This window comes from Mesorhizobium sp. 113-1-2 (assembly GCF_016756475.1).
Lineage (GTDB): Bacteria > Pseudomonadota > Alphaproteobacteria > Rhizobiales > Rhizobiaceae > Mesorhizobium > Mesorhizobium loti_C.
Window position 1 is genome coordinate 3,938,772 of the sequence record NZ_AP023242.1, and the last position, 21,618, is coordinate 3,960,389.

21 protein-coding genes are annotated in these 21,618 nt (G+C 63.5%); 17 read left to right on the top strand and 4 right to left on the bottom strand.

Annotated elements, in window-relative coordinates; translation table 11 throughout:
- Window positions 1–33 precede the first annotated feature (33 nt).
- The 9 genes from ilvN to JN279_RS19065 all read left to right on the top strand — a co-directional run bounded on the left by ilvN (window position 34) and on the right by JN279_RS19065 (window position 9,972).
- Window positions 34–609, top strand: a complete 576-nt coding sequence (gene ilvN, locus JN279_RS19025; RefSeq protein ID WP_096447268.1) for an acetolactate synthase small subunit — start codon at window positions 34–36, stop codon at window positions 607–609.
- A gap of 117 nt (window positions 610–726) precedes the next feature.
- Window positions 727–1,323: a LysE family translocator gene (locus JN279_RS19030; protein WP_202353600.1), complete on the top strand. Its 597-nt coding sequence runs from the start codon at window positions 727–729 to the stop codon at window positions 1,321–1,323.
- 213 nt (window positions 1,324–1,536) lie between these two features.
- On the top strand, window positions 1,537–2,826 hold the full coding sequence (locus JN279_RS19035) for an efflux RND transporter periplasmic adaptor subunit (protein ID WP_202353601.1): 1,290 nt from the start codon (window positions 1,537–1,539) through the stop codon (window positions 2,824–2,826).
- Window positions 2,823–5,984, top strand: coding sequence for an efflux RND transporter permease subunit (locus JN279_RS19040; RefSeq protein ID WP_202353602.1), 3,162 nt, complete (start codon window positions 2,823–2,825; stop codon window positions 5,982–5,984). The genes JN279_RS19035 and JN279_RS19040 overlap by 4 nt, the downstream gene beginning before the upstream one ends.
- A 78-nt stretch (window positions 5,985–6,062) precedes the next feature.
- Window positions 6,063–6,680, top strand: coding sequence for a nitrile hydratase subunit alpha (gene nthA / locus JN279_RS19045; RefSeq protein WP_096447260.1), 618 nt, complete (start codon window positions 6,063–6,065; stop codon window positions 6,678–6,680).
- Window positions 6,677–7,336 (top strand): nitrile hydratase subunit beta, encoded by a 660-nt coding sequence (nthB, locus tag JN279_RS19050; RefSeq protein ID WP_096447258.1) that lies wholly within the window; start codon window positions 6,677–6,679, stop codon window positions 7,334–7,336. The genes nthA and nthB overlap by 4 nt, the downstream gene beginning before the upstream one ends.
- Window positions 7,305–7,685: a nitrile hydratase accessory protein gene (locus JN279_RS19055; RefSeq protein WP_096447256.1), complete on the top strand. Its 381-nt coding sequence runs from the start codon at window positions 7,305–7,307 to the stop codon at window positions 7,683–7,685. Before nthB ends, JN279_RS19055 begins: the two co-directional genes overlap by 32 nt.
- 77 nt (window positions 7,686–7,762) lie before the next feature.
- Window positions 7,763–8,692, top strand: coding sequence for a DMT family transporter (locus JN279_RS19060; protein WP_096447254.1), 930 nt, complete (start codon window positions 7,763–7,765; stop codon window positions 8,690–8,692).
- A gap of 152 nt (window positions 8,693–8,844) precedes the next feature.
- Complete coding sequence (locus JN279_RS19065; RefSeq protein ID WP_096447252.1) at window positions 8,845–9,972, top strand: ATP-dependent DNA helicase; 1,128 nt, start codon at window positions 8,845–8,847, stop codon at window positions 9,970–9,972.
- A 2-nt stretch (window positions 9,973–9,974) separates the two neighbouring features.
- Here the strand turns inward: JN279_RS19065 and JN279_RS19070 are convergent, their stop codons facing one another.
- Window positions 9,975–10,394, bottom strand: coding sequence for an STAS/SEC14 domain-containing protein (locus JN279_RS19070; RefSeq protein ID WP_096447250.1), 420 nt, complete (start codon window positions 10,392–10,394; stop codon window positions 9,975–9,977).
- Window positions 10,395–10,554: 160 nt separating this feature from the next.
- Here JN279_RS19070 and JN279_RS19075 point away from each other — a divergent pair, with 160 nt between their 5' ends.
- The 4 genes from JN279_RS19075 to JN279_RS19090 all read left to right on the top strand — a co-directional run bounded on the left by JN279_RS19075 (window position 10,555) and on the right by JN279_RS19090 (window position 16,454).
- Window positions 10,555–11,295, top strand: coding sequence for a pyridoxine 5'-phosphate synthase (locus JN279_RS19075; RefSeq protein WP_096447248.1), 741 nt, complete (start codon window positions 10,555–10,557; stop codon window positions 11,293–11,295).
- Between the two features lie 97 nt (window positions 11,296–11,392).
- A complete protein-coding gene (locus tag JN279_RS19080) occupies window positions 11,393–13,306 on the top strand; it encodes a potassium transporter Kup (protein WP_096447246.1) in 1,914 nt (637 codons plus the stop codon).
- 164 nt (window positions 13,307–13,470) lie between these two features.
- The gene (locus JN279_RS19085) at window positions 13,471–15,390 is read left to right on the top strand and encodes a potassium transporter Kup (protein ID WP_096447244.1); all 1,920 of its coding nucleotides are present in this window, start codon (window positions 13,471–13,473) and stop codon (window positions 15,388–15,390) included.
- A 35-nt stretch (window positions 15,391–15,425) separates the two neighbouring features.
- On the top strand, window positions 15,426–16,454 hold the full coding sequence (locus JN279_RS19090) for an SDR family oxidoreductase (protein ID WP_096447242.1): 1,029 nt from the start codon (window positions 15,426–15,428) through the stop codon (window positions 16,452–16,454).
- Between the two features lie 34 nt (window positions 16,455–16,488).
- Here JN279_RS19090 and JN279_RS19095 read toward each other — a convergent pair whose 3' ends face one another.
- The gene (locus JN279_RS19095; RefSeq protein ID WP_096457464.1) at window positions 16,489–17,382 is read right to left on the bottom strand and encodes an SDR family oxidoreductase; all 894 of its coding nucleotides are present in this window, start codon (window positions 17,380–17,382) and stop codon (window positions 16,489–16,491) included.
- Between the two features lie 136 nt (window positions 17,383–17,518).
- On the opposite strand from JN279_RS19095, the gene JN279_RS19100 reads away from it, so the two are divergent.
- Both JN279_RS19100 and JN279_RS19105 read left to right on the top strand, forming a co-directional pair.
- Complete coding sequence (locus JN279_RS19100; RefSeq protein ID WP_202353603.1) at window positions 17,519–17,929, top strand: winged helix-turn-helix transcriptional regulator; 411 nt, start codon at window positions 17,519–17,521, stop codon at window positions 17,927–17,929.
- Between the two features lie 133 nt (window positions 17,930–18,062).
- On the top strand, window positions 18,063–19,247 hold the full coding sequence (locus tag JN279_RS19105; protein WP_244734669.1) for an FAD-dependent oxidoreductase: 1,185 nt from the start codon (window positions 18,063–18,065) through the stop codon (window positions 19,245–19,247).
- Here the strand turns inward: JN279_RS19105 and JN279_RS19110 are convergent.
- Together JN279_RS19110 and JN279_RS19115 are read right to left on the bottom strand one after the other, a co-directional pair.
- Window positions 19,195–19,920: a glutathione S-transferase family protein gene (locus JN279_RS19110; RefSeq protein ID WP_202353604.1), complete on the bottom strand. Its 726-nt coding sequence runs from the start codon at window positions 19,918–19,920 to the stop codon at window positions 19,195–19,197. The two genes, JN279_RS19105 and JN279_RS19110, sit on opposite strands and share 53 nt — an antisense overlap.
- 1 nt (window position 19,921) lies before the next feature.
- Window positions 19,922–20,227 carry a Rieske (2Fe-2S) protein gene (locus JN279_RS19115; protein ID WP_096447236.1) on the bottom strand — a complete coding sequence of 102 codons (306 nt, stop codon included), beginning with the start codon at window positions 20,225–20,227 and terminating at the stop codon, window positions 19,922–19,924.
- A gap of 96 nt (window positions 20,228–20,323) precedes the next feature.
- Here JN279_RS19115 and JN279_RS19120 point away from each other — a divergent pair, with 96 nt between their 5' ends.
- Together JN279_RS19120 and JN279_RS19125 are read left to right on the top strand one after the other, a co-directional pair.
- Entirely contained in the window at window positions 20,324–20,782 is a 459-nt protein-coding gene (locus tag JN279_RS19120) for a MarR family winged helix-turn-helix transcriptional regulator (RefSeq protein WP_096447234.1), read from the top strand.
- Between the two features lie 164 nt (window positions 20,783–20,946).
- On the top strand, window positions 20,947–21,600 hold the full coding sequence (locus tag JN279_RS19125; protein ID WP_096447232.1) for a TetR/AcrR family transcriptional regulator: 654 nt from the start codon (window positions 20,947–20,949) through the stop codon (window positions 21,598–21,600).
- Window positions 21,601–21,618: the final 18 nt, after the last annotated feature.

Sequence of the window (21,618 nt, forward strand, 5' to 3'; positions counted from 1 at the left end):
AAATAATTAGATCAAGAATTTGAGATCCATGTCATGAACGCACAGCACCTTCAACCGACCGGCTCCGCCTACTTCATCGCCAAGGAAACGGAGCGGCCGGAGATCCACACGCTTTCCGTGCTGGTCGACAACGAGCCCGGCGTACTCGCCCGGGTCATCGGCCTGTTTTCCGGACGCGGCTACAACATCGAGAGCCTGACCGTGTCCGAGACGGAGCATGAGAAGCACCTGTCGCGCATCACCATCGTGACGCGCGGCACGCCGCATGTGATGGAGCAGATCAAGAACCAGCTCGAGCGCATCGTGCCGGTCCATCGTGTGGTCGATCTGACTGTCCGCTCGCACGAGCTTGGGCAGGAGCGGCCGCTGGAGCGGGAACTGGCGCTGGTCAAGGTCGCCGGCACTGGCGACGCCCGCGTCGAGGCGCTGCGGCTGGCCGACGCCTTCCGCGCCTCGGTCATCGATGCCAACACCGAGCATTTCATCTTCGAGATCACCGGCAAGGGCTCCAAGCTCGACCAGTTCATCGCCATCATGAAGCCGCTCGGCCTGGTCGAAATCTGTCGCACCGGCGTGGCGGCGATGAACCGCGGCCCGCAGGGGATGTAGAACCCGCTTCCGCGCAAAGAGATCCGCTCAACGCCTGGCTCGATCAATGGCCGGGCGCTGGGCTTTGCGCAGTCGGCGAAAAAGTGACAATGATGCTGACGTATCTGGGAGGATAACATGTCACTCGACGCATTCCTCGCACTGCTCGTCTATGCCTTCGTGACCTCGATCACGCCGGGGCCGAACAACCTCATGTTGCTGGCCTCCGGCGTCAATTTCGGCATTGCCAGGACGGTGCCGCATATGCTGGGCATCAGCATCGGCTTTCTCGTCCTGCTGCTTGCCGTCGGCCTTGGCCTTGGCGCTGTGTTGACGGCGTTTCCGGCGTTGCACACTGGACTGAAGATCGCCGGTGCCGCCTATCTGCTCTATCTCGCCTGGAAGATCGCCATGTCGCGCTCGCTGACCGGCAAGGGTGAGACGAACGCGCGGCCGATGCGCTTCATCGATGCGGCGGCATTCCAGTGGGTCAATCCCAAGGCCTGGGTGATGGCGATCACCGCCATGGCCGTCTATGCCAATGCCGAGCACCCGTTCCTGTCGGTGGTGTTGATCTCGATCGCCTTCACCATCGTCAACCTGCCGAGCGTTTCGGTTTGGGCGGGATTCGGTACGGCGCTGCGGGGATTCCTGTCGGATCCGGTGCGGCTGAAATGGTTCAACATCGCCATGGGCGTGCTGCTGGCGGCGACGCTGTGGCCGATGCTCAAATAGGATTCTCCGACGGTTCGACGGGCTTCGGCCGGCGGCCATGGCAGGCTGCACAGTCATTGTGCAGTGCACATTAAATCTTCGTAATGCCGTGTTTTGGCCCTTTTCCAACAAATGCGTGTCCTATCTATTCGGCGAAATCGCGGCAATCAGCCGTGAGTTGCGCTAGAATACGACCACCTGGCTATGGCGTGTCGGACGGAGAGGCCTTTGTCGATGCGTGGAAAAGTCATCCTTTCATTGCTTGCGATCGCCTGTGCGGGCGCGGCCTGGCTCTACCTTTCGCCCGACGCGCTGGGCAAGGTTCAGCAGCTCATCGGCGTGAAGCAGGTCGCGACATCAGACAAAGCGGCAACCGACAAGCAGGCAGCCGGGGGGCAGGCAGCCGGGGGCAAGCAGGGGGCCGGTGGCAATGGCGCCCGTTCGGCATCGATCGTTTCGGCGATGGCAACGACGGCCGACTTCCCGATCCGGCGCTATGCCATCGGCTTCGTCTCCTCTCCAGCCGTGGTCAACATCAACGGGCGGGTCTCGAGTCAGATCGTGTCGATCGATGTCAAGGACGGCCAGATGGTGAAGGCCGGAGACGTTCTGTTCCAGCTCGATGACCGCGCGCTCAAGGCGCAACTCGCCAAGGACCAGGCGACGCTCGCCAAGGACCAGGCGCTGCTTGCCAGTTCGAATTCCGATCTTCAGCGCGCCAAGGACCTTGTCGCCAAGCAGGCCGGCACACAGCAGACCTACGACCAGGCGGTAGCCGCGCAGAAGGCGGCGGCCGCAACCGTCGATGCCGACAAGGCGACGATCGACGCCGACAATGTCCAGCTTGGCTTTGCCACCATCACCGCACCGATTTCCGGCAGGCTTGGCGCCGTCAGCGTTGCCGTCGGTGATCTCGTCACCACCAGCAATGGCAACAGCAGCACGGCGACGCCGCTGGTGACCATCACAGAGATGGACCCGCTGCAGGTCAACTTCAATCTGCCGGAAAGCGACCTTGCGCTGTTGCACAAGGCGCTTGCCAATCCCCAGCAAGGCGCGGTGACGCTGACCAAGGACGGCGACCCCACGCCGATCGGCAAGGGAACGCTCGATTTCGTCGATTCCAGCGTCGACACCGCGTCGGGCACGATCGCCACGCGGGCAAGCATTCCGAATGCCGATCTTTCGCTGTGGCCCGGCCAGTATGTGAACGTCATCCTCGACGCCGGCATCATGCCGCAGATGACCTCCGTTCCCACCGTCGCGGTGCAGCCCAGCCAGAAGGGGCCGTTCGTTTATGTGGTCAAGCCGGACGACACCGTCGAGATGCGGCCGGTGCAGGTGGCGCTGACCGAAGGCCAAAACAGCGCCATCAGCCAGGGCGTGAAGGCCGGTGAGAAGGTGGTCACGGAAGGCCAGACGAGGCTGAAGAATGGCGCCGCCGTGCATGAAGGCCAGGCCAAGGCTGCGGCTGCCGCACCCAAGGTGGCCCAGGCGACCAACGCCGGCGAGGCGGCCCAATGATCTCCGAATTCTGCATTCGCAGACCCGTCGCCACCCTTCTGATGTCGTTCGCCCTCGTGCTGGGCGGATTGTTCGCCTACAAATTCCTGCCGGTGGCGGCACTGCCGAGCGCCGAATTTCCCGTGGTCAACGTCTCGGCTTCACTGCCGGGCGCCTCGCCGGAAACCATGGCGACATCGGTGGCGACGCCGCTGATCAAGCAGTTCGCCACCATTGCCGGCATCGATTCCATTTCGACCACCAACTCGCTCGGCCAGACCTCGATCGCCATCCAGTTCGTGCTCAACCGCGATATCGATGCCGCCGCCGCGGACGTGCAGGCGGCGATCGCGCGCACGCAGAAATCGCTGCCGCCGCAGATGACGTCACCGCCGAGCTACCGCAAGGTCAATCCTGCCGACGCGCCGATCCTCTTGATGTCGCTGGTCAGCGACACGGTTCCGCTGACCGACCTCGATGCCTTCGCCGAAAACGTCATCTCGCCGTCGCTGTCGACCATCGACGGGGTGGCGCAGGTTTCGATCTTCGGCCAGCAGAAATACGCCGTACGCATCCAGATCGACCCGACCGCGCTTGCCGCGCGCGGCATCTCGATCGACCAGTTGCAGGCGGCGGTCTCATCGGCCAACAGCAACACGCCTCTCGGTGTGCTGCAGAACAACAAGCAGCAGCTCACCATCACCGCCAACACCCAGCTGACCGACGCCGCCGGCTTCTCCAACCTGATCATCGCCACCAAGAACGGCCACCCGGTGCGGCTGGGCGAGGTGACCCGCGTCGTGGATTCAGTGCAGACCACGACGACGGCGAGTTGGTATGACGGCACCCGCGCCATCATCATGGCCGTGCAGCGCCAGCCTGACGCCAATACCGTCGACGTCGTCGACAAGGTCAAGGCGATGCTGCCGTCCTTCCAGGACCAGATGCCAGCCGCCGCCCAGATCAAGCTGCTCAATGACCGCTCGACCTCCATCCGCCAAGCCGTCAACGACGTGCAGTTCACGTTGCTGTTGACCATCGCGCTGGTGGTGATGGTGATCTTCGTGTTCCTGCGCCGGGTGACGGCAACCATCATCCCGGCCGTGGCGGTGCCGATCTCGCTGATCGCCACGCTCGGCGCGATGTTCCTGTTCGGCTTTTCCATCGACAACATATCGCTGATGGGCCTAACGCTGGCGGTGGGCCTCGTCGTCGACGACGCCATCGTGATGCTGGAAAACATCTTCCGCCACATGGAAGAGGATGGGCTGTCGGCTTTCGACGCGTCGCTGAAGGGCGCGCGCGAAATCGGCTTCACCATCATCTCGATCTCGATTTCGCTGGTGGCCGTGTTCATTCCCGTGCTGCTGATGGGCGGCGTCATCGGGCGCATCTTCAACGAGTTCGCCGTCGTGGTGACGGTCGCCATCCTGGCATCGATGTTCGTGTCGCTGACGCTGACGCCGATGCTGTGCTCGCGACTGCTGTCGGTGACCAAGGCCGATCGCGACAAGCACGGTCCTGGCCACAAGCAGGATCTCGTCACACGCAGCTACGATCGGGTTCTGACGTTCTGCCTGCGGCACACCTTCCTGGTGTTCCTCGTCTTTGTCGGCACTGCGGCGGCGTCGGTGTGGCTGATCCAGGCCTCGCCGAAGGGCTTCTTCCCGCAGGAGGATATCAGCCAGATCTCGGTGACGACCATTGCGCGCCAGGACATTTCTTTTGACGCCATGGTGAAGCTGCAGGGGCAGGTGGCAAGCGTCTTTTCCCATTCGCCCTATGTTTCGCATGTGGCATGGTCAGCAGGCAGCGGCAACAATGCACTGAACCAGGGCCAGCTCTATGTGCAGTTGAAGGACAAGAGCCAGCGACCCAACATCGAGAAGGTGCAGGCTGACCTGCGCAAGCAATTGGCTGGTGTGGCGGGCATCGAGACCTACATGCAGCCGGTGCAGAATCTGCGGCTGGGCTCGCGCTCGTCGGCGAGCGCCTACCAGCTCGTCGTGCAGGGCCTCGATACCGGCCTGACCGACCAGTGGGCGCAGAAACTGAATGACGCGATGGCGGCCGACCACACGACCTTCACCGACGTTACCAGCGACCTGCAGAACAATGCGCTGCAGGCGTCGCTGGTCATCGATCGCGACAAGGCTGCCCAGCTTGGCATCGATACCGACACGCTGCGCTCCGCCCTCTATGGCGGCTTCGGCACCGACCAGGTTTCCACGATCTTCGGTTCGGCCGACAGCTACGAGGTCATCACCGAGCTCGACCCCAACATCGAATGGTCGCCCGAGCGGATGCTCGCCATCCAGATGCGAACGGCGAGCGGCTCCCTGGTTCCGCTTGGCGCCTTCGCCCGCGTCGATCGCACGGCTGGCGCCCTGACGGTCAACCAGCTCGGGCAGCTTCCGGCCGTGACCATCTCCTACAATCTGCCGCAAGGCGTGGCGCTGGGCGACAGCGTGAAGCGTATCGATGCGCTCAAGGAGCAGATCGGCATGCCGACGGCGATCTCGACCACCTTTGCCGGCACGGCCAAGACCTTCCAGGATTCGCTGGCCAACCAGGGTCTGCTGGTCGGCGGCGCGATCCTGACCATCTATATCGTGCTCGGCATTCTCTACGAGAGCTTCATCCACCCGCTCACCATTCTCACCGGCCTGCCGTCGGCGGTGCTGGGCGCGGTCGTTGCCTTGCGCTTTGCCGGCATGGACCTGTCGGTCATCGCGGTGATCGGCATCCTGATGCTGATCGGCATCGTCAAGAAGAACGGCATCATGATGGTCGACGTCGCCCTTGAATTGCGACGAGAGGGCATGTCCGCCAAAGACTCCATCCACAAGGCCTGCCTGATGCGATTCAGGCCGATCATGATGACGACGTTGGCGGCACTGATGGGCACGTTCCCGATCGCGCTCGGCACCGGCGCCAGTGCCGAGTTGCGCCAGCCGCTGGGCGTTGCCGTTGTCGGCGGCCTGCTGGCTTCGCAGGCGCTGACGCTGTTCGTGACACCGGTGATCTACGTCTACATGGAGAATTTCTCGGGCTGGCTGGTCGGGCTGATGCCGAAGCGCAAGCCCGAACTGCATTCGGTCGAGAGCGCCGACCAGCCTTCGCTGTTCGGCATCAACGACGACATCCCTGTCGAGCCGCAGAAGACGGCCGCCGAATAGCCGGCCAACGGGCGCTGATTTCCACTGGCCCAAGCCGTCGTGCTTGCGGCCGGCGGGTCGGAACCGTAATTTGTGGCCATGTCCCATGATCATGACCACGACAATGAACTCGATCCGTTTGCCGCGCGCGTGCGTGCGCTGGAAACCATCCTGACCCGCAAGGGGCTGATCGATCCGGCGGCGATCGACGTCATTGTCGATACCTACGAGACCAAGATCGGTCCGCGAAACGGCGCAAGAGTGGTGGCCAAGGCCTGGAGCGATCCTGCCTATGCGGCTTGGTTGAAAAGCGACGCGACGGCGGCGATCGAATCGCTGAGCTATACCGGCCGCCAGGGCGAGCACATGCAGGCGGTGTTCAATACGGGGAATACGCACAACCTCGTCGTCTGCACGCTGTGCTCCTGTTATCCATGGTCGGTGCTTGGCCTGCCGCCGGTCTGGTACAAGGCGCCGCCCTATCGGTCGCGGGCGGTGATCGATCCGCGCGGCGTGCTCGAGGAATTCGGGCTGACGCTGCCGGGCAGCACCAAGATACGCGTCTGGGATTCGACGGCGGAACTGCGCTATCTCGTCGTGCCGATGCGGCCGCAGCGAACCGAGGGCTGGAGCGAGGAGCGGTTGGCGGAGCTGGTGAGCCGCGATGCCATGATAGGCACCGCGCTGGCCAAAGCACCGGAGGGGGGGCCGGCATGAACGGGCCGCAGGATCTCGGCGGACAGATGGGTTTCGGGCCGGTCGCGCCCGAACAGGACGAGCCCTATTTCCACGCTGCCTGGGAGAGGCGGGCGCTTGGTGTGACGCTTTGCGCCGGTGCCATGGGCGCCTGGAATATCGATGAGAGCCGGCATGCGCGCGAATCGCTGCATCCGGCCGACTATTATTCCTCCAACTACTACCAGATCTGGATCAAGGCGCTGGAGACCCTGCTCAAGCGCCATGGCTTCGTCAGCGAACGCGATCTCAAGGCGGGCGAGGCGATCGATGCGGCGGCGACCCCGAAACGGGTGCTGAAGGCGGAGAATGTCCCTGCCGTGCTGGCCAAGGGCGGCCCTTGCGACCGGCCGATGGCGGAGCCAGCGCGGTTCAAAGCCGGCGACGTAGTGCGGACGAAGAATTTCAACCCGACCGGCCACACCAGGCTGCCGCGCTACGCGCGCGGCAAGCGGGGCACGATCGAGGCGGTGCGTGACGGGTTCGTCTTTCCAGACAGCAACGCGCATGGCCAGGGCGAGAACCCGCAGTGGGTCTATACGGTGGTTTTCGAAGGCACGGAGATCTGGGGCGAGGGTGCCGATCCGACGCTGACCGTTTCGATCGATGCCTGGGAGAGTTATCTTGAACCGGCCTGACGGGACCGCCGCCGATTTGCCCGCGAGCCTCGACGCGCCTGTCTTCGCCGAGCCCTGGCAGGCCGAGGCGTTCGCCATGACCGTGGCGCTGCACGACAAGGGCCTGTTTTCGTGGGGCGAATGGGCGGATGCCCTGTCGGCAGAGGTGAAGAAGCCGGGTGCGGCAGCCGACGGCCATGACTATTACGAGCATTGGCTGGCGGCGCTGGAAGGGCTGCTTGCCGCAAAGGGGCTGGCCGCCAGGCCCGATGTCGATGCGATGGCGCAGGCCTGGGAACGCGCCGCGCACGCCACGCCGCACGGCAAGCCGATCCTGCTGGAGAACGATCCGGAGTTCCAATCCGCCTGATCAGGCGGATATTTTTCGGACCGTCCAATCCGAACACCCGCCAGCGAAAAGCCGCCCCTCTACCCAAGCGAGAATGAATGTACCTGTCGGAAATTCTCTCGATCGGCGCGGCGCTCTGCATAGCCACGAGCGGAATGCTGGCTGGTGAACTGGTCGGCCGCATCGATGCCTTGACCTTGACCCGCTTGCAGACGCTTGCGGTGACTGTCGCCACTACAATCGCGGCAACGGTGCTGGGCGGCTGGGCCGGGCTGCAGCCATGGCAGATGGGCTACCTTGCCGCTTCCGGCGTGTTCGGGATCTTCATTGCCTCATCAGCCTACATCTCGTCGATATTCGCACTCGGGCCGCGGCTGGCGTTGCTGGTCTTCTCGTTGACCTCGCCCTTTGCGCTGATCATGGGCTATTTCTTCCTGGGCGAGACGGTCGGTCCGGTCAAACTGGCCGGCGTGGCGCTAGTCATCGCCGGCATTGTGCTTGCCATCCTGTTCGGGCGCCCGGCCAAGGTTCAGCCCGAAGGCATCTTCCCGACACCGCCGATCGAAACGGTGGTGCTGCCGGCAAAGCAGATGACCTTGCCTGTCGGTCTCGCCTTTGGGCTGGTAGCGGCTCTGGGGCAGGCGGCTGGCGCCCTGGTGGCGCGCCCGGTCATGGCATCGGGCGTCAATCCGTTCACGGCGATGGCGATCCGGACCGGGGTGTCGGCGGTTTTCTTCCTTTTGCTGGCACTGGTTCCCTTGCGCAGCGTTGCCAAGCGCCCGCGACCGTCGGCGCGAACACTCGGCATCGGCATTGGTGGCGCGCTGATCGGCACCGGCATGGGCATGTCGCTCATCATGGCCGCGTTGGCTGGCGGAAAGGTCGGCATTGTCTCGACATTGTCGTCACTCTCGCCAGTGCTGGTGTTGCCGATGGTGTGGCTGCGCAGCGGCTACAGGCCACCGGCACCGGCCTGGGCCGGGGCAGTGCTCGCCTTCGCCGGCACGGCCCTGATCGCGCTCGGCTGACAGGAGTGATCAACCGGGCGCCTGTGTTTGTTCTCTTTACGTTCTTGTACATGCCTGATAGCCTGAACCGTCGGCGGCGCTCGGTGCGTCACTGACGGCAGTCGACAGGCGACTGTCTTGTCTTTCGCTTGCGAATCCGGTCTGTCGCACTGATGGAATTCTCTCCCCAACAGGACGAGGCACTGCAAGCGGTCGCCCGCTGGCTGCAGGCTGGCCAGCCGCAGCTGTTTAGGCTGTTCGGCTATGCCGGCACCGGCAAGACGACGCTGGCGCGCTATTTTGCCGAACATGTCGATGGCCAGGTGCAGTTCGCCGCCTTCACCGGCAAGGCGGCCCAGGTGCTGCGCTCCAAGGGTGCGGTCAATGCCCGCACCATCCATTCGCTGATCTACAGGCCCAAGGGCGAGGAATCGGTCGAGGACGAGGTCACCGGCAAGACCTCGATGTCGCCGACCTTTTCGCTGAACCGGCAGAGCCCGATCTCGCGTGCGAAACTGGTCGTGATCGACGAATGCTCGATGGTCGACGAGCAGCTCGGCCGCGACCTCATGAGTTTCGGCACGCCGATCCTGGTGCTGGGCGACCCCGGCCAGTTGCCGCCGATTTCGGGAGGCGGCTTCTTCACCGATCACGAGCCGGATTTCCTGCTCACTGAAATCCATCGGCAGGCGCGCGACAATCCGATACTGCGGCTGGCGCTCGACGTGCGCGAAGGCCGCGAATTCATGCGCGGCGACTATGGCACGGCGCAAGTGATCGGCAAGGAAGACGTCAACCAGGAACTGGTGCTGAAGGCGGACCAGGTACTGGTCGGCACCAATCGCACGCGCCGCCGCTACAATCAGCGCCTGCGCGAACTCAAGGGCTTCAATGCCGACTATCCCCAAGCCGGCGACAAGCTGGTCTGCCTGCGCAACGATCCCGCCAAGGGCCTGCTCAATGGCTCGCTGTGGAAGGTGATGACCTCGTCGCGCGAGACGGTGAAGCCCGGCATCAACCTTCTGGTCTCGCCGGAAGAGGACGATCCGGACCGCGGCGTCGCCAAGATCAAGCTGCTCAAGGCGGCGTTCGAGGATCCGGACGCCGATATCCCCTGGCAGCAGAAGAAGCGTTTTGATGATTTCGACTATGGCTATGCGCTGACCGTGCACAAGGCGCAGGGCTCGCAGTGGAACGAAATCGTGCTGTTCGACGAAAGTTGGGCCTTCAAGGAAACCCGCCAACGCTGGCTCTATACCGCGATCACGCGGGCCGCCGAACGGCTAACCATCGTCCGGTAGAGCTACGACGCCGGCTTTTCTCGCACGCCGACCTGCCCGGCGCCGAGCCATTCCCAGGCCTCTTCTTCATCCTCGGCCTTGAAATGCCTGAATTCGATGGGTGACGACGCGGGCAAAGCGTGCCGTGCGTCCGGCGTCCAGTCCGGCGTGCCGATCGCCGCGCAACGGCCTATATGCTCCGATGCATGGACAGCACCCTGTTTGAGGGTCTCATCGGAGATGTCGGTCCAGTCGACGCCATCGTGATCGACAATGCGCACGGCCACGTCGATTCGCTGATGGAGCGCATAGGCCGCCTCCAGCAGGCCGAACAGGTTTTCCGCATCGGCCGCCGAAACATGCCCGACCACATCGATGGCGAACAGGTCGTCGCGATCGGTCTCGATGCGACGGATCGCCGGCACGGATTGCAGGAAATTCACGGCAGGGCCTCCTTTGGCGAAAAACGCTGGTCTTCTGGAACACCGGAAACCCCCTATCTGTTCCCGTTAAAGACGCTATAGATGCCCGGTCTCAAGCGCGCCTAGGCTGAATTTGTGGCTTTGGCGCGCCGTCAACCCGCCTGTTTCACGGACGCCAGCCATGCCCGCAAAGCTTTCCGTCAACCTCAACGCCATCGCCATGCTGCGCAACCGGCGCGACCTGCCGTGGCCAAGCGTCACCGGCATCGGCCGGCTTGCCCTTGCCGCGGGAGCGCATGGGCTGACTGTCCATCCGCGTCCCGACGAACGTCATACGCGGCATTCCGACCTGCCCGAGATCCGAGCGCTTATCGACGACGAGTTCCCGCAGGCGGAATTCAACATCGAGGGCTACCCGAGCGAGGATTTCCTGGCGCTTGTGGAAAAGCATCAGCCTGAACAGGTGACGCTGGTTCCCGACGACCCGGCGCAGGCGACCTCCGACCATGGCTGGAACTTCGTCGCCGATGCCGCGTTCCTGACGCCGATCGTCAGGCGCCTGAAGAAGGGCGGCTTCAGGGTGTCGCTGTTTTCCGACGCCGATCCTGCCGGCATGACAGCCGCGCGCGACACCGGCGCCGATCGGATCGAGCTTTATACCGGCCCTTATGGCAGCTACCATTCCGATTCCGCAAAGGCCACCAAGGAGCTGGAAAGATTGGGGAAAACGGCCGATGCGGCATTTGCCGCCGGCATCCAGGTCAATGCCGGGCACGATCTGACGGTGGGCAATCTTCCGGCTCTGGCGAAGCGCATTCCGGCATTGGCCGAAGTGTCAATCGGACATGGGTTGACAGCCGACGCGTTGGAGTATGGCATGGCCGGCACGGTGGGCCGGTTCCTCAGAGCCTGCGGCTGGTAGGGGTAGAGCTTCCTTTGCAGGTATGGCAGCCATAGCGTGCAATTGACATCGCATCGCAGCATGCGTGAAGCACCGCGCGCTTGTCGGGGAGTGGTCCATGGACCTTGCCAGTCGCGGTAGCGAGGCCGAAACCGTCGAGCAATCGAGCCATTCCGGGGCCGAGCAGCACAGCACCAAGGTTCTGATGCTGGGCGCGCTCGGCGTTGTCTATGGCGATATCGGCACCAGTCCGATCTATGCCTTCCGCGAGGCGCTTCACGCTTCGCCCGGCATCGATACGCGCGCTCACGTGCTTGGCGTGCTGTCGCTGATCGTCTGGGCGCTGACGATCATCGTGACCATAAAATATGTCGCCTTCGTGCTTCGTGCCGACAACAAGGGCGAAGGCGGCACGCTGTCGCTGATGTCGCTGGCGCGCAGCGCCTATCCCAAAGGTGCGCGACTCATCCTGGCGATCGGCCTTTGCGGCGCGGCGTTGTTTTTCGGCGATTCGATCATAACGCCGGCCATCTCCGTGCTGTCAGCGGTCGAAGGCCTCAGGGTGGTGACGCCGACACTGGACGCCTATGTCGTGCCGATCACGCTGCTCATCCTGGCCGTGCTGTTTTCAGTGCAACGTTTCGGCACGGGAAAGGTGGCGGCGGTGTTCGGGCCGGTGACCGCGCTGTGGTTCCTGGCCATCGGCGTGGCGGGGCTCTATCACCTGATGGACGATCCATCGATCCTGCTGGCCATCAATCCGTATCACGCGGTCGCCTATCTCGTCAGCACACCCACGGCCGCCTTTGTCACTGTCGGCGCGGTGTTCCTGGCGGTGACCGGGGCCGAGGCGCTTTATGTCGATCTTGGCCATTTTGGACGCAAACCTATCGTGTTGGCGTGGTTTTCCGTGGTTTTCCCCTGTTTGCTGCTCAACTATTTCGGGCAGGGGGCCTTTGTGCTGGCCAATGGCGGGAGGCCGACCAATCCATTCTTCCAGATGCTGCCTGACTGGGCACTGATGCCGATGGTGGGACTGGCGACGGCTGCGACCGTCATCGCCAGCCAGGCAGTCATATCAGGTGCTTTTTCGCTCACCCGCCAGGCGGTGCAGCTCAACCTTCTGCCACGCATCGAGGTGCAACATACGTCCGAAATGCAACTCGGCCAGATCTACATGCCCCGCGTCAATCTGCTGATTGCCCTGGGGGTGATGCTGCTGGTCGTCGGTTTCGGCAGCTCGAGTTCGCTGGCTTCCGCCTATGGCATCTCGGTGACCGGCGAAATGCTGATGACGACGATCCTGCTGTTCGTTGTCATGCGCAAGCTGTGGAAATGGAGACTGGCGGTCGCCCTGCCGCTGACCTTGCTGTTCGGTGTCATCGACAGCGGCTTCTTCCTGGCGAACATCGTGAAGATATTCGAAGGCGGCTGGGTATCGATCACGGTTGCCTGCCTGATGGGGCTGATCATGTGGACCTGGATATGCGGCACGCGCTATTTGTTCGACAAAACCCGCCGCAACGAGATCCCGCTCGATTTCCTCGCCGCAAATCTCTTGAAGAAGAAGCCGCATCTTGTGTCGGGCACCGCGGTGTTCCTGACCAGCGATCCGCTCAGCGCGCCGACAGCGCTGATGCACAGCCTGAAGCACTACCAGGTGCTGCATCAGCAGAACGTCATCCTTTCGGTGGTGACGGCGCCGCAGCCGGTGGTGCCGGACAGCGACAGGGTCAAGATGGAGACGGTCAACGAGCTGTTCATGCGGGTGACGCTGACCTTCGGCTATATGGAACAGCCCAACATTCCGCGCGCACTGGCGATCTGCCGCAAGCAGGGCTGGAAGTTCGACATCATGACGACGTCGTTCTTCCTGTCGCGGCGCTCGCTCAAGGCCTCGCCCAATTCCGGCATGCCGGTGTGGCAGGACCGGCTGTTCATCGGCCTGGCGCGCACGGCCGCCGATGCGACCGAATATTTTCAGATCCCGACCGGGCGTGTCGTGGAAATCGGCACGCAAGTCGCTATCTAAGGTGCACACAGCGGTTCCATGCTGCGGATTCAACCCGCGAGTGTCGGGTAATCGGCTATTTCTCGAGCAGTCCAGCGTTGCAAGCATGGGAGCCATCACGCGACGGCACTTGATATTGCATTGCAGCAAGCGTAGAGCACCGCGCGCTTATCGGAGTGTCGTCCATGGCCCTTGCCAATGCTGGTAGTGAGGCAGAACCCGTCGAACAGTCGAGCCATCCGGAGATGGAACAGCACAGCACCAAGGTGCTGATGCTGGGCGCTCTAGGCGTTGTCTATGGCGATATCGGCACCAGCCCGATCTATGCGTTCCGTGAGGCACTGGTGGCGTCGTCCCACGGCACCGTGGCGGATCGCGGCGATATCCTCGGGGTGTTGTCGCTCATCATCTGGTCGCTCACGATCACGGTTACGGTAAAATACATCATGTTCGTGCTGCGTGCCGACAACCGCGGCGAGGGCGGCGTCCTGTCACTGATGGCGCTGGCGCGCGGCAGTTTTCCCAAGCGCTCGGCGGTGATCCTGGGCATCGGCATCGTCGGTGCTTCGCTGTTTTTCGGCGATGCCGTTATCACACCGGCGATTTCGGTGCTTTCGGCGGTCGAAGGCATGAATGTCGTGACACCCGCTTTCCAGCCTTATGTGGTGCCGCTGACCTTGGTCATCCTCGCGATGGTGTTCGCGGTGCAGCGCTTTGGCACGGGCGGGGTGGGATTGGTATTCGGGCCGGTGACCGCAGTATGGTTCCTGGCCATTGGCCTCTCCGGCCTGAAACATATCATCAGCGATCCGGAAATCCTGCTGGCGATCAGCCCGCATTATATCGTCGCCTTCCTGATTCATTCGCCCGATGTGGCTTTCGTCACGGTCGGCGCCGTCTTCCTCGCCGTCACTGGCGCCGAGGCGCTCTATGCCGATCTAGGCCATTTCGGCCGCAAGCCGATCGTGCTCGCCTGGCTGGCGATCGTCTTTCCCTGCCTGCTTTTGAACTATGCCGGGCAGGGCGCCTTCGTGCTGGCAAAGAATGGCGTCGTCGGCCACCCGTTCTTCGAGATGAACGAGGGCTGGGCGCTGATCCCGATGGTGGTGCTGGCAACGGCGGCAACAGTCATCGCCAGCCAGGCGGTGATATCGGGCGCTTTCTCGCTGACCAGGCAGGCGGTGCAGCTCAACATGCTGCCGCGCCTTGAAATCCTGCATACGTCCGAGAAACAGTCCGGCCAGATCTACATGCCGCGCGTCAATTTGCTGCTGGCGCTGGCGGTGATGTTGCTGGTGGTCGGTTTCGGCGAATCCAGCAAGCTGGCTTCGGCCTACGGCATCTCGGTGACCGGCAACATGCTGGTGACGACGGTGCTGCTCTATGTCGTCATGACCCGCATCTGGAAATGGAGGCTGTCGGTGGCGATCCCGCTCACCGCACTATTCGCCTTCATTGATATCGGCTTTTTCGCCTCCAACATCGTCAAGGTGTTCGAAGGTGGCTGGGCGTCGCTGCTGGTGGCTTTCACCATCGTGCTGGGCATGTGGACCTGGGTACGCGGCAGCCGCTATCTGTTCGACAAGACGCGCCGCAACGAGATCCCGCTCGATTTCCTGGCCGCCAATCTGTTGAAGAAGAAGCCGCAACTGGTGTCGGGCACCGCGGTGTTCCTGACCAGCGACCCGCTCAGCGCGCCGACCGCCCTGATGCACAGCCTCAAGCACTACAAGGTGCTGCATGAACAGAACGTCATCCTTTCGGTGGTGACGGCGCCGCAACCGGTCGTGCCCGACAGCGAGCGGGTCAAGATGGAGACAGTCAACGAGCTGTTCATGCGGGTGACGCTGACCTTCGGCTACATGGAACAGCCCAACATCCCGCGCGCACTGGCGATCTGCCGCAAGCAGGGCTGGAAGTTCGACATCATGACGACGTCGTTCTTCCTGTCGCGGCGCTCGCTCAAGGCATCGCCCAATTCCGGCATGCCGGTGTGGCAGGACCGGCTGTTCATCGGCCTGGCGCGCACGGCTGCCGATGCGACCGAATATTTCCAGATCCCGACCGGACGTGTGGTAGAAATCGGCACGCAGGTGGCGATCTGATCGGCTTGATCGCCTCGACCTAACGGGAGGCGGGCGTGAGCGGCGAATTGGTGCTTGTCACCGGCGGATCGGGCTTTCTCGGCGCCCACTGCGTCCTTGAACTCTTGAAGGCGGGCTACCGCGTGCGCACGACAGTGCGCTCCGCTAAGCGTGAAGCCGATGTGCTCGCCATGCTCAAGGCGGGCGGCGTCGAGCCGGGCGACCGGCTTTCCTTTGCCATCGCTGATCTCATGAACGACGCCGGCTGGCCGCAAGCAGTCTCCGGCTGTGACTACGTGCTCCATGTCGCCTCGCCATTTCCGCCCGGCGTTCCAAAACATGAGGACGATCTGATCGTTCCGGCTCGTGAAGGCGCGCTGCGGGTGCTGCGGGCGGCGCGGGACGCCGGTGTCAAACGCGTCGTGCTGACCTCGTCCTTCGCGGCCATCGGCTATGGCAAGATGCCGCCCGGGCCGTTCACCGAGGAGAGCTGGACCGATCCGACGGCCAAGGTCAGCGCCTATGTGAAGTCGAAGACGCTTGCCGAGCGCGCGGCCTGGGATTTCATCGCCGCCGAGGGCGGCAGGTTGGAACTTGCGGTCGTCAATCCGGTCGGCATTTTCGGGCCTGTGCTGGGGGCCGACCATTCGACCTCCACCGAATTTGTCCAGCGTATGATGAACGGCGCCATGCCGGGGCTGCCGCGCCTGTCCTTCGGCGTCGTCGACGCACGCGACGTGGCCGACCTGCATGTGCGTGCCATGACCGATCCGGCGGCCAAGGGCGAGCGCTTCCTGGCGGTATCAGGTGATTTCATGACCGTGCGGGAGATCGCACAGACCTTGAAAACGCGGCTCGGCGATGCGGCGGCGCGCGTCAAGACGCGTGAGCTTCCCGATTGGCTGGTGCGCATAGTCGGATTGTTCAACCCGGAAGCCGCGCAACTGGTGACGGAACTGGGCAAGGTCAAGAATGCCACCAGCGCCAAGGCGGTGCGTGTGCTCGGCTGGGCGCCGCGCTCGCGCGAAGACGCGCTGGCCGCCACAGGCGAGAGCCTGGTTCGGCTCGGCCTGCTGAAGAAATAGCGCGGCGAGAGGAGAACCTCCCGCCGCGCTCCGTTCAACCAGCCAGCGCGGCCTTGTTGGCTTCCAGAAACTGCTTCAGCGTCTGCGGCTTCCTGCCGGAAAGCGTCTCGATGGCGTCGGTTACCAGGGCGATGCGGCCAGCGCGCGTGTTGGCGTCGAAGGACACGATGATGCGGGCGAAGTCCTCGGGAACGCCAGCCGCCTTTACCCCTTCGGTCAGGGCTTCATCCGAAACCGGCACAATGGTGAGCGGCTTGCCGGTGACCTCGCCGACCAGGGCGGCAATCTCGGCCGTGGTATAAGCCTGCGGGCCGGTCAGCGTGTAAGTCTTGCTTTCGGTCGCGTCTGAAGCCAGGCCGGCGGCGATTGCCGCTGCCATATCATCGCGTGCACCATGGGCGATGCGACCGTCGCCGGCGGAGCTGTACCACTGCCCCGAAGCGATGGCGTGCGGCAAGGCCATGAACAGGTTCTCCTGGTACCAGCCATTGCGGAAGATGGTGTAGGCAATGCCGCTCGCCTTGATCGCCTGCTCGGTGCCGTAGTGATCGTTGGCAAACAGCACCGGCGAAACCGGCTCCGGATTGGGCATCGAGGTGTAGAGCAGATGCGAAACGCCTGCTTTCTTCGCAGCCGCCACCGCCGCCTCATGCTGCTTCAGACGCCTGCCGGTTTTGAGATCGAGATCGCCGGTCGAGATGATCAGCACGCGGTCGGCGCCGGCAAACGCCTTCTCCAGCGAAGCCGGATCGTTGAAGTCGGCCGCCCTGACGGTGACGCCAAGTGCCGCCAGGTCGGCGAGGTTTTCGGGGTCGCGCGTGGTGGCGATGATGCTTGCCGGCGCGACTTTCTGAGCGTCCAGCAGATGGCGGATGACGGCGCGGCCAAGCTGGCCGGAAGCGCCGGTGACAAGGAGGGTTTCGGTCACGGGGAGGTCCTTATTTTGCGCCAGCATGGCGGTTCGGGTAGTGGTCTCAAAAAGAGACCAGCACTAAAATAGGAATTGACCCGGTGCCGTAAAGAAGGCAGTTTTTGGGGAGGTAGGCACACGCAGGGAACCAGCCATGGACAGCCGGATCGTCAATCTGAGATCCAAACTCGACGTCTACAAAGCCATGACCGGCGGCGGAAACCTTGCCGATTGCCCCGTCCGTGAGGTCATCCAGGGGCTCAATGGCAAATGGAGATCGCTGTTGATGGCGGCGCTGGCCGAGCAGCCCTATCGCTTCGGCGAGTTGCGGCGGCTGGTTCCCGACATCTCGCAACGCATGCTGACCCAGACGCTCTACGATCTGCAGCGCGACGGCTATGTGCATCGCGAAGTGTTCCCGACCAAACCGCCGAGCGTCGAATACAGCCTCACCGATCTCGGGCGCTCGATGTTCGGCGCCCTGCAGCATCTGCTGCAATGGGCCGAACTCAACCACGATGCGGTGCGCGAGGCACGTGCCGGCTTCGACGCAACACAGGCTTGAGCGGCCCGGCAGGGTTCGACGCGGCGACTTGATTTCATCAGGCGGCTGAAGGATTGTCCCGGCCAGTTGGCTTGGGGGCATCGGCATTTCCTACGATATCGCAATTGCAGGCGCCGGTCCGGCGGGCCTGGCCATGGCGCTCTATCTCAAGCGTGCCGGGCACAGGGTCACCATCTTCGAGCGCTTCGAGGAGCCGAAGCCGGTCGGCTCCGGGCTGATCCTGCAGCCGACCGGCTTGACGGTTCTGGCCGATCTCGGCCTGCTCGATGACATACTGGCGCTCGGTGCCCGCATCGACCGGCTGCATGGCGCCGATGCCTCGACCGGGCGCACTGTGCTCGACGTCCGCTACGATGCCCAGCGCGGCCACCGTTTCGGCCTGGCGGTGCACCGGGCGGCCCTGTTCGGCGTGCTGTTTCGCGCCGCCCGGCGCGAGGCCATCGCCATCGAGACCGGCGTCGAGATCGAGACCATGGAGGCCGGCGAACGGGCGACGCTGATCCTTGGCAATGGACGAAGGGCAGGGCCGTTCGATCTGGTCGTCGATGCCAGCGGCTCGCGCTCGAAGCTGCGGCAATGCGCTGGCGCTGCGGGCGCGCCGCGCGCTCTGACCTATGGCGCCTTATGGGCGTCGCTCGGCTGGCGCGGCGAAGGCTTTGACGAGCACGCGCTGTTGCAGCGCTATGACAAGGCCAGCGTGATGATCGGCGTGCTGCCGATCGGCCGGCCGGAGCCCGGTGCCGAGAAGATGGCGGCCTTCTTCTGGAGCCTGAAGCCCGATGATGCCGACGCGGTGCGTGCTATCGGCATCGACGCTTGGAAGGAGAGGGTGGTGCGGCTGTGGCCGCAAAGCGAGGCGTTCACCAGCCAGATCGACAGTTTCGACCAGCTGTCGCTGGCCCGTTATGGCCACCACACGATGAAGCTTCCGGTTGGCCGGAGATTGGCCGTCATCGGCGATGCCGCGCATTCGACCAGTCCGCAGCTTGGACAAGGAGCCAACATGGCGCTGCTCGACGCGGCGGCGCTCAGCCATGGGCTGGCGCGCACGCAGAGCATCGAGGCAGCGCTTGAAAGCTATGCCAGGGCGCGGCGCTGGCATGTGCGTGTCTTCCAGGCGCTGTCGCTGGCGTTCACGCCGTTCTACCAGTCGGATTCCGCGGCGCTGCCCTTCATCCGCGACAGGCTGGTGGCGACCATCGCAAAAATCCCGCCGGCGCCGCAGTTTCTCGCGTCGATGGTCGCTGGTACGGTGATTGATCCGTTCAGGCGGGCAGGGCTTGTCGAAGCGCAGTGGCCAGATCGCCTCGGTGGATGAGGCTCGAGAGAAATGATCCCTTCGCTTGCAGGAAAGCATGCAGGCGTCGCGGATAATCGCGCGCCACGGCACCTCTGATCGACGGACGATCATTCAACGCCTGCCGCCAGGCCTGGACGCGCGGCTTGCCGTCCAGGGTGCCGAAGTCGCCGATCCGGTCGAAAGCGTCGAGATATCTGAAGACAGGCCCATAGACCGCATCGACGAGCGAGAAGCTGTCGCCGGCGAACCATGGGCCACCACGGCCGTCAGCCAGTTCGGCCTCGAGGCGATCAAACATAGCCGCCAGCGCGCCGGACTCGGCAAGGAAGCCGGCCTCGGTCGGCGCTGAATAGAGCCGGCCGATGGCGTTGAGGATGGCGGAGCCGTATTCGATCCAGGCGCGGTGCCGTGCGCGGGCATAGGGGTCGGCAGGATGGAGGGGGCTCGCCTGCGTCTCCTCGAGGAATTCGAGGATGACCGCGGATTCGAAGATTGTCGTTTCATCGCCATTTCGCTGGACGCGCAGCAACGGCACCTTGCCGAGCGGCGAGATCGCCTTGAACCACACAGGCTTGTCGGCGAGGTCGATGTCGACACGCTCGAACAGCACGCCTTTCTCGGTCAGCGAGATCGCGGCGCGCTGGACATAGGGGCAGAGAGGGTGGCTGACGAGGATGAGTTTGTCGGTCATCTCACTCTCCCCAGACATAGTTCAACGCGTCATTCTCGACGCGCGTCGACAGGAACATCAGGCGGGAATTCTTGGGCGCGGGACCGTCGACACGATCGCCCGATGCCATGTCGAACGCGGCGCCGTGCCACTGGCAGACAAGTCTGCCGTCCTTGCAGTCGAGTGGCCCACCGAAATGCAGGCAGACGTTGGCTGCGGCGCGGATGCGTTCGCCGCTGCGCCAGACATGGACCTCCCGGCCGAAGAACGGGGCGATCAGGCTGCCCGCCTGCGGGATATCGGCAACCTTGCAGATTTCGTGTTTCATGGATTTGCCTTTCGGTTGATGCAATTGCATCTATATAGATGCATATGCATTTATCGTCAAGCTTGATGCATCTGCATCTATCGCCTAGGGTGGGTCATGACAGAGAAAGCCACGCCTTCGCCGGAAGCCATCAAGGCCTGGGCCCGTCTGATGCGCGTGTCGCGCCAGCTGGTGGAGAGCGCCGAAGACGCGCTGAAGGACGGCGGCCTGCCGCCGCTTGCCTGGTACGATGTGCTGCACGAGCTCGCCGAGGCGGGCGAGGGCGGCTTGCGGCCGTTCCAATTGATCGAGCGCACTTTGTTTGCGCAGTACAACATCTCGCGACTGCTGGCGCGGATCGAAGCCGACGGGCTGGTCGAGAAGCTGCCGGTGGCCGATGATGGTCGTGGCCAGACCATCCGCATCACAGCCAAGGGGCGCGAGACGCGTCGGCGGATGTGGGCCGTCTATGGACGGTCGATTGCCGAACTGGTTGGCGCCAGGCTCTCGGCGGACGAGCTGAATACGGTGTCGGCACTGCTTGGCCGGCTGCGCCATCCGCCCGTCGGCGATTGAGGTTGCCCAATACCAGGCGGCCGTTGCGCTTCGTCGCCGTTTGCAGGCGAATATTCTACTTTTTCCTCTTGCGTCGATTATCGGATTGCGCAATATGCCGAACCGTAACGTACGGTACGGCTGTTGGGTGATCCGCGGCCTCGGCTATTGAACGGGAACGAAGCGTGTTGCTGGCAAACGCCGACATCGACAACAGCCAGGGGCTGACGGAGCGGCAGAAGGCCGTTCTGGATGCGGCGTTGCGGCTGCTGGTCGAGGAGGGCGATCAGCTAACCATGACCGCCGTGGCGCGGCGCGCGAGCTGCTCCAAGGAAACCCTCTACAAATGGTTCGGCGACCGCGACGGGCTGTTGACGGCAACCGTGCAGTGGCAGGCTTCCAAGGTGCGGGTGGCGCCCGTTGACGGCAAGGGGCTTGACCTTGCCTCGCTGACGGCAAGCCTGGAGCGGTTTGCGTCCGACTGGCTGAAGGTGATCTCCAGCGATACCTCGATCGCGCTCAACCGGGTGGCGGTCGGGCATGCCGGATCGGGCAAGGATGATCTCGGTGCCGTCGTGCTGGAGAATGGCCGCTTCGCGCTGGCCAAGCGGCTGAAGCCGGTGCTCGAGGCCGGGCGCCACGCCGGGCTTCTGGAATTTGCGGATGCCGAGACGGCGTTCCGTACATTTTTCGGGCTGGTTGCCCGCGACGTGCAGATCCGTCTGCTGCTCGGCGACCGGCTGGAATTGACTGAGGCGACGATCGGCGGCGACGCCGTCCGGGCGACGCAGCAGTTTCTCGCTCTTTTCGGAGCAAAAACCGGGCCGCAGGGCCTCTGATCTTAGAAACGGGAAGGA

Coding starts and splice junctions, on each gene's coding strand:
- ilvN (WP_096447268.1), top strand. CDS start 34: ATGAACGCACAGCACCTTCAACCGACCGGCTCCGCCTACTTCATCGCC.
- JN279_RS19030 (WP_202353600.1), top strand. CDS start 727: ATGTCACTCGACGCATTCCTCGCACTGCTCGTCTATGCCTTCGTGACC.
- JN279_RS19035 (WP_202353601.1), top strand. CDS start 1,537: ATGCGTGGAAAAGTCATCCTTTCATTGCTTGCGATCGCCTGTGCGGGC.
- JN279_RS19040 (WP_202353602.1), top strand. CDS start 2,823: ATGATCTCCGAATTCTGCATTCGCAGACCCGTCGCCACCCTTCTGATG.
- nthA (WP_096447260.1), top strand. CDS start 6,063: ATGTCCCATGATCATGACCACGACAATGAACTCGATCCGTTTGCCGCG.
- nthB (WP_096447258.1), top strand. CDS start 6,677: ATGAACGGGCCGCAGGATCTCGGCGGACAGATGGGTTTCGGGCCGGTC.
- JN279_RS19055 (WP_096447256.1), top strand. CDS start 7,305: ATGCCTGGGAGAGTTATCTTGAACCGGCCTGACGGGACCGCCGCCGAT.
- JN279_RS19060 (WP_096447254.1), top strand. CDS start 7,763: ATGTACCTGTCGGAAATTCTCTCGATCGGCGCGGCGCTCTGCATAGCC.
- JN279_RS19065 (WP_096447252.1), top strand. CDS start 8,845: ATGGAATTCTCTCCCCAACAGGACGAGGCACTGCAAGCGGTCGCCCGC.
- JN279_RS19075 (WP_096447248.1), top strand. CDS start 10,555: ATGCCCGCAAAGCTTTCCGTCAACCTCAACGCCATCGCCATGCTGCGC.
- JN279_RS19080 (WP_096447246.1), top strand. CDS start 11,393: ATGGACCTTGCCAGTCGCGGTAGCGAGGCCGAAACCGTCGAGCAATCG.
- JN279_RS19085 (WP_096447244.1), top strand. CDS start 13,471: ATGGCCCTTGCCAATGCTGGTAGTGAGGCAGAACCCGTCGAACAGTCG.
- JN279_RS19100 (WP_202353603.1), top strand. CDS start 17,519: ATGGACAGCCGGATCGTCAATCTGAGATCCAAACTCGACGTCTACAAA.
- JN279_RS19105 (WP_244734669.1), top strand. CDS start 18,063: ATGGCGCTCTATCTCAAGCGTGCCGGGCACAGGGTCACCATCTTCGAG.
- JN279_RS19110 (WP_202353604.1), bottom strand. CDS start 19,920: ATGACCGACAAACTCATCCTCGTCAGCCACCCTCTCTGCCCCTATGTC.
- JN279_RS19115 (WP_096447236.1), bottom strand. CDS start 20,227: ATGAAACACGAAATCTGCAAGGTTGCCGATATCCCGCAGGCGGGCAGC.
- JN279_RS19120 (WP_096447234.1), top strand. CDS start 20,324: ATGACAGAGAAAGCCACGCCTTCGCCGGAAGCCATCAAGGCCTGGGCC.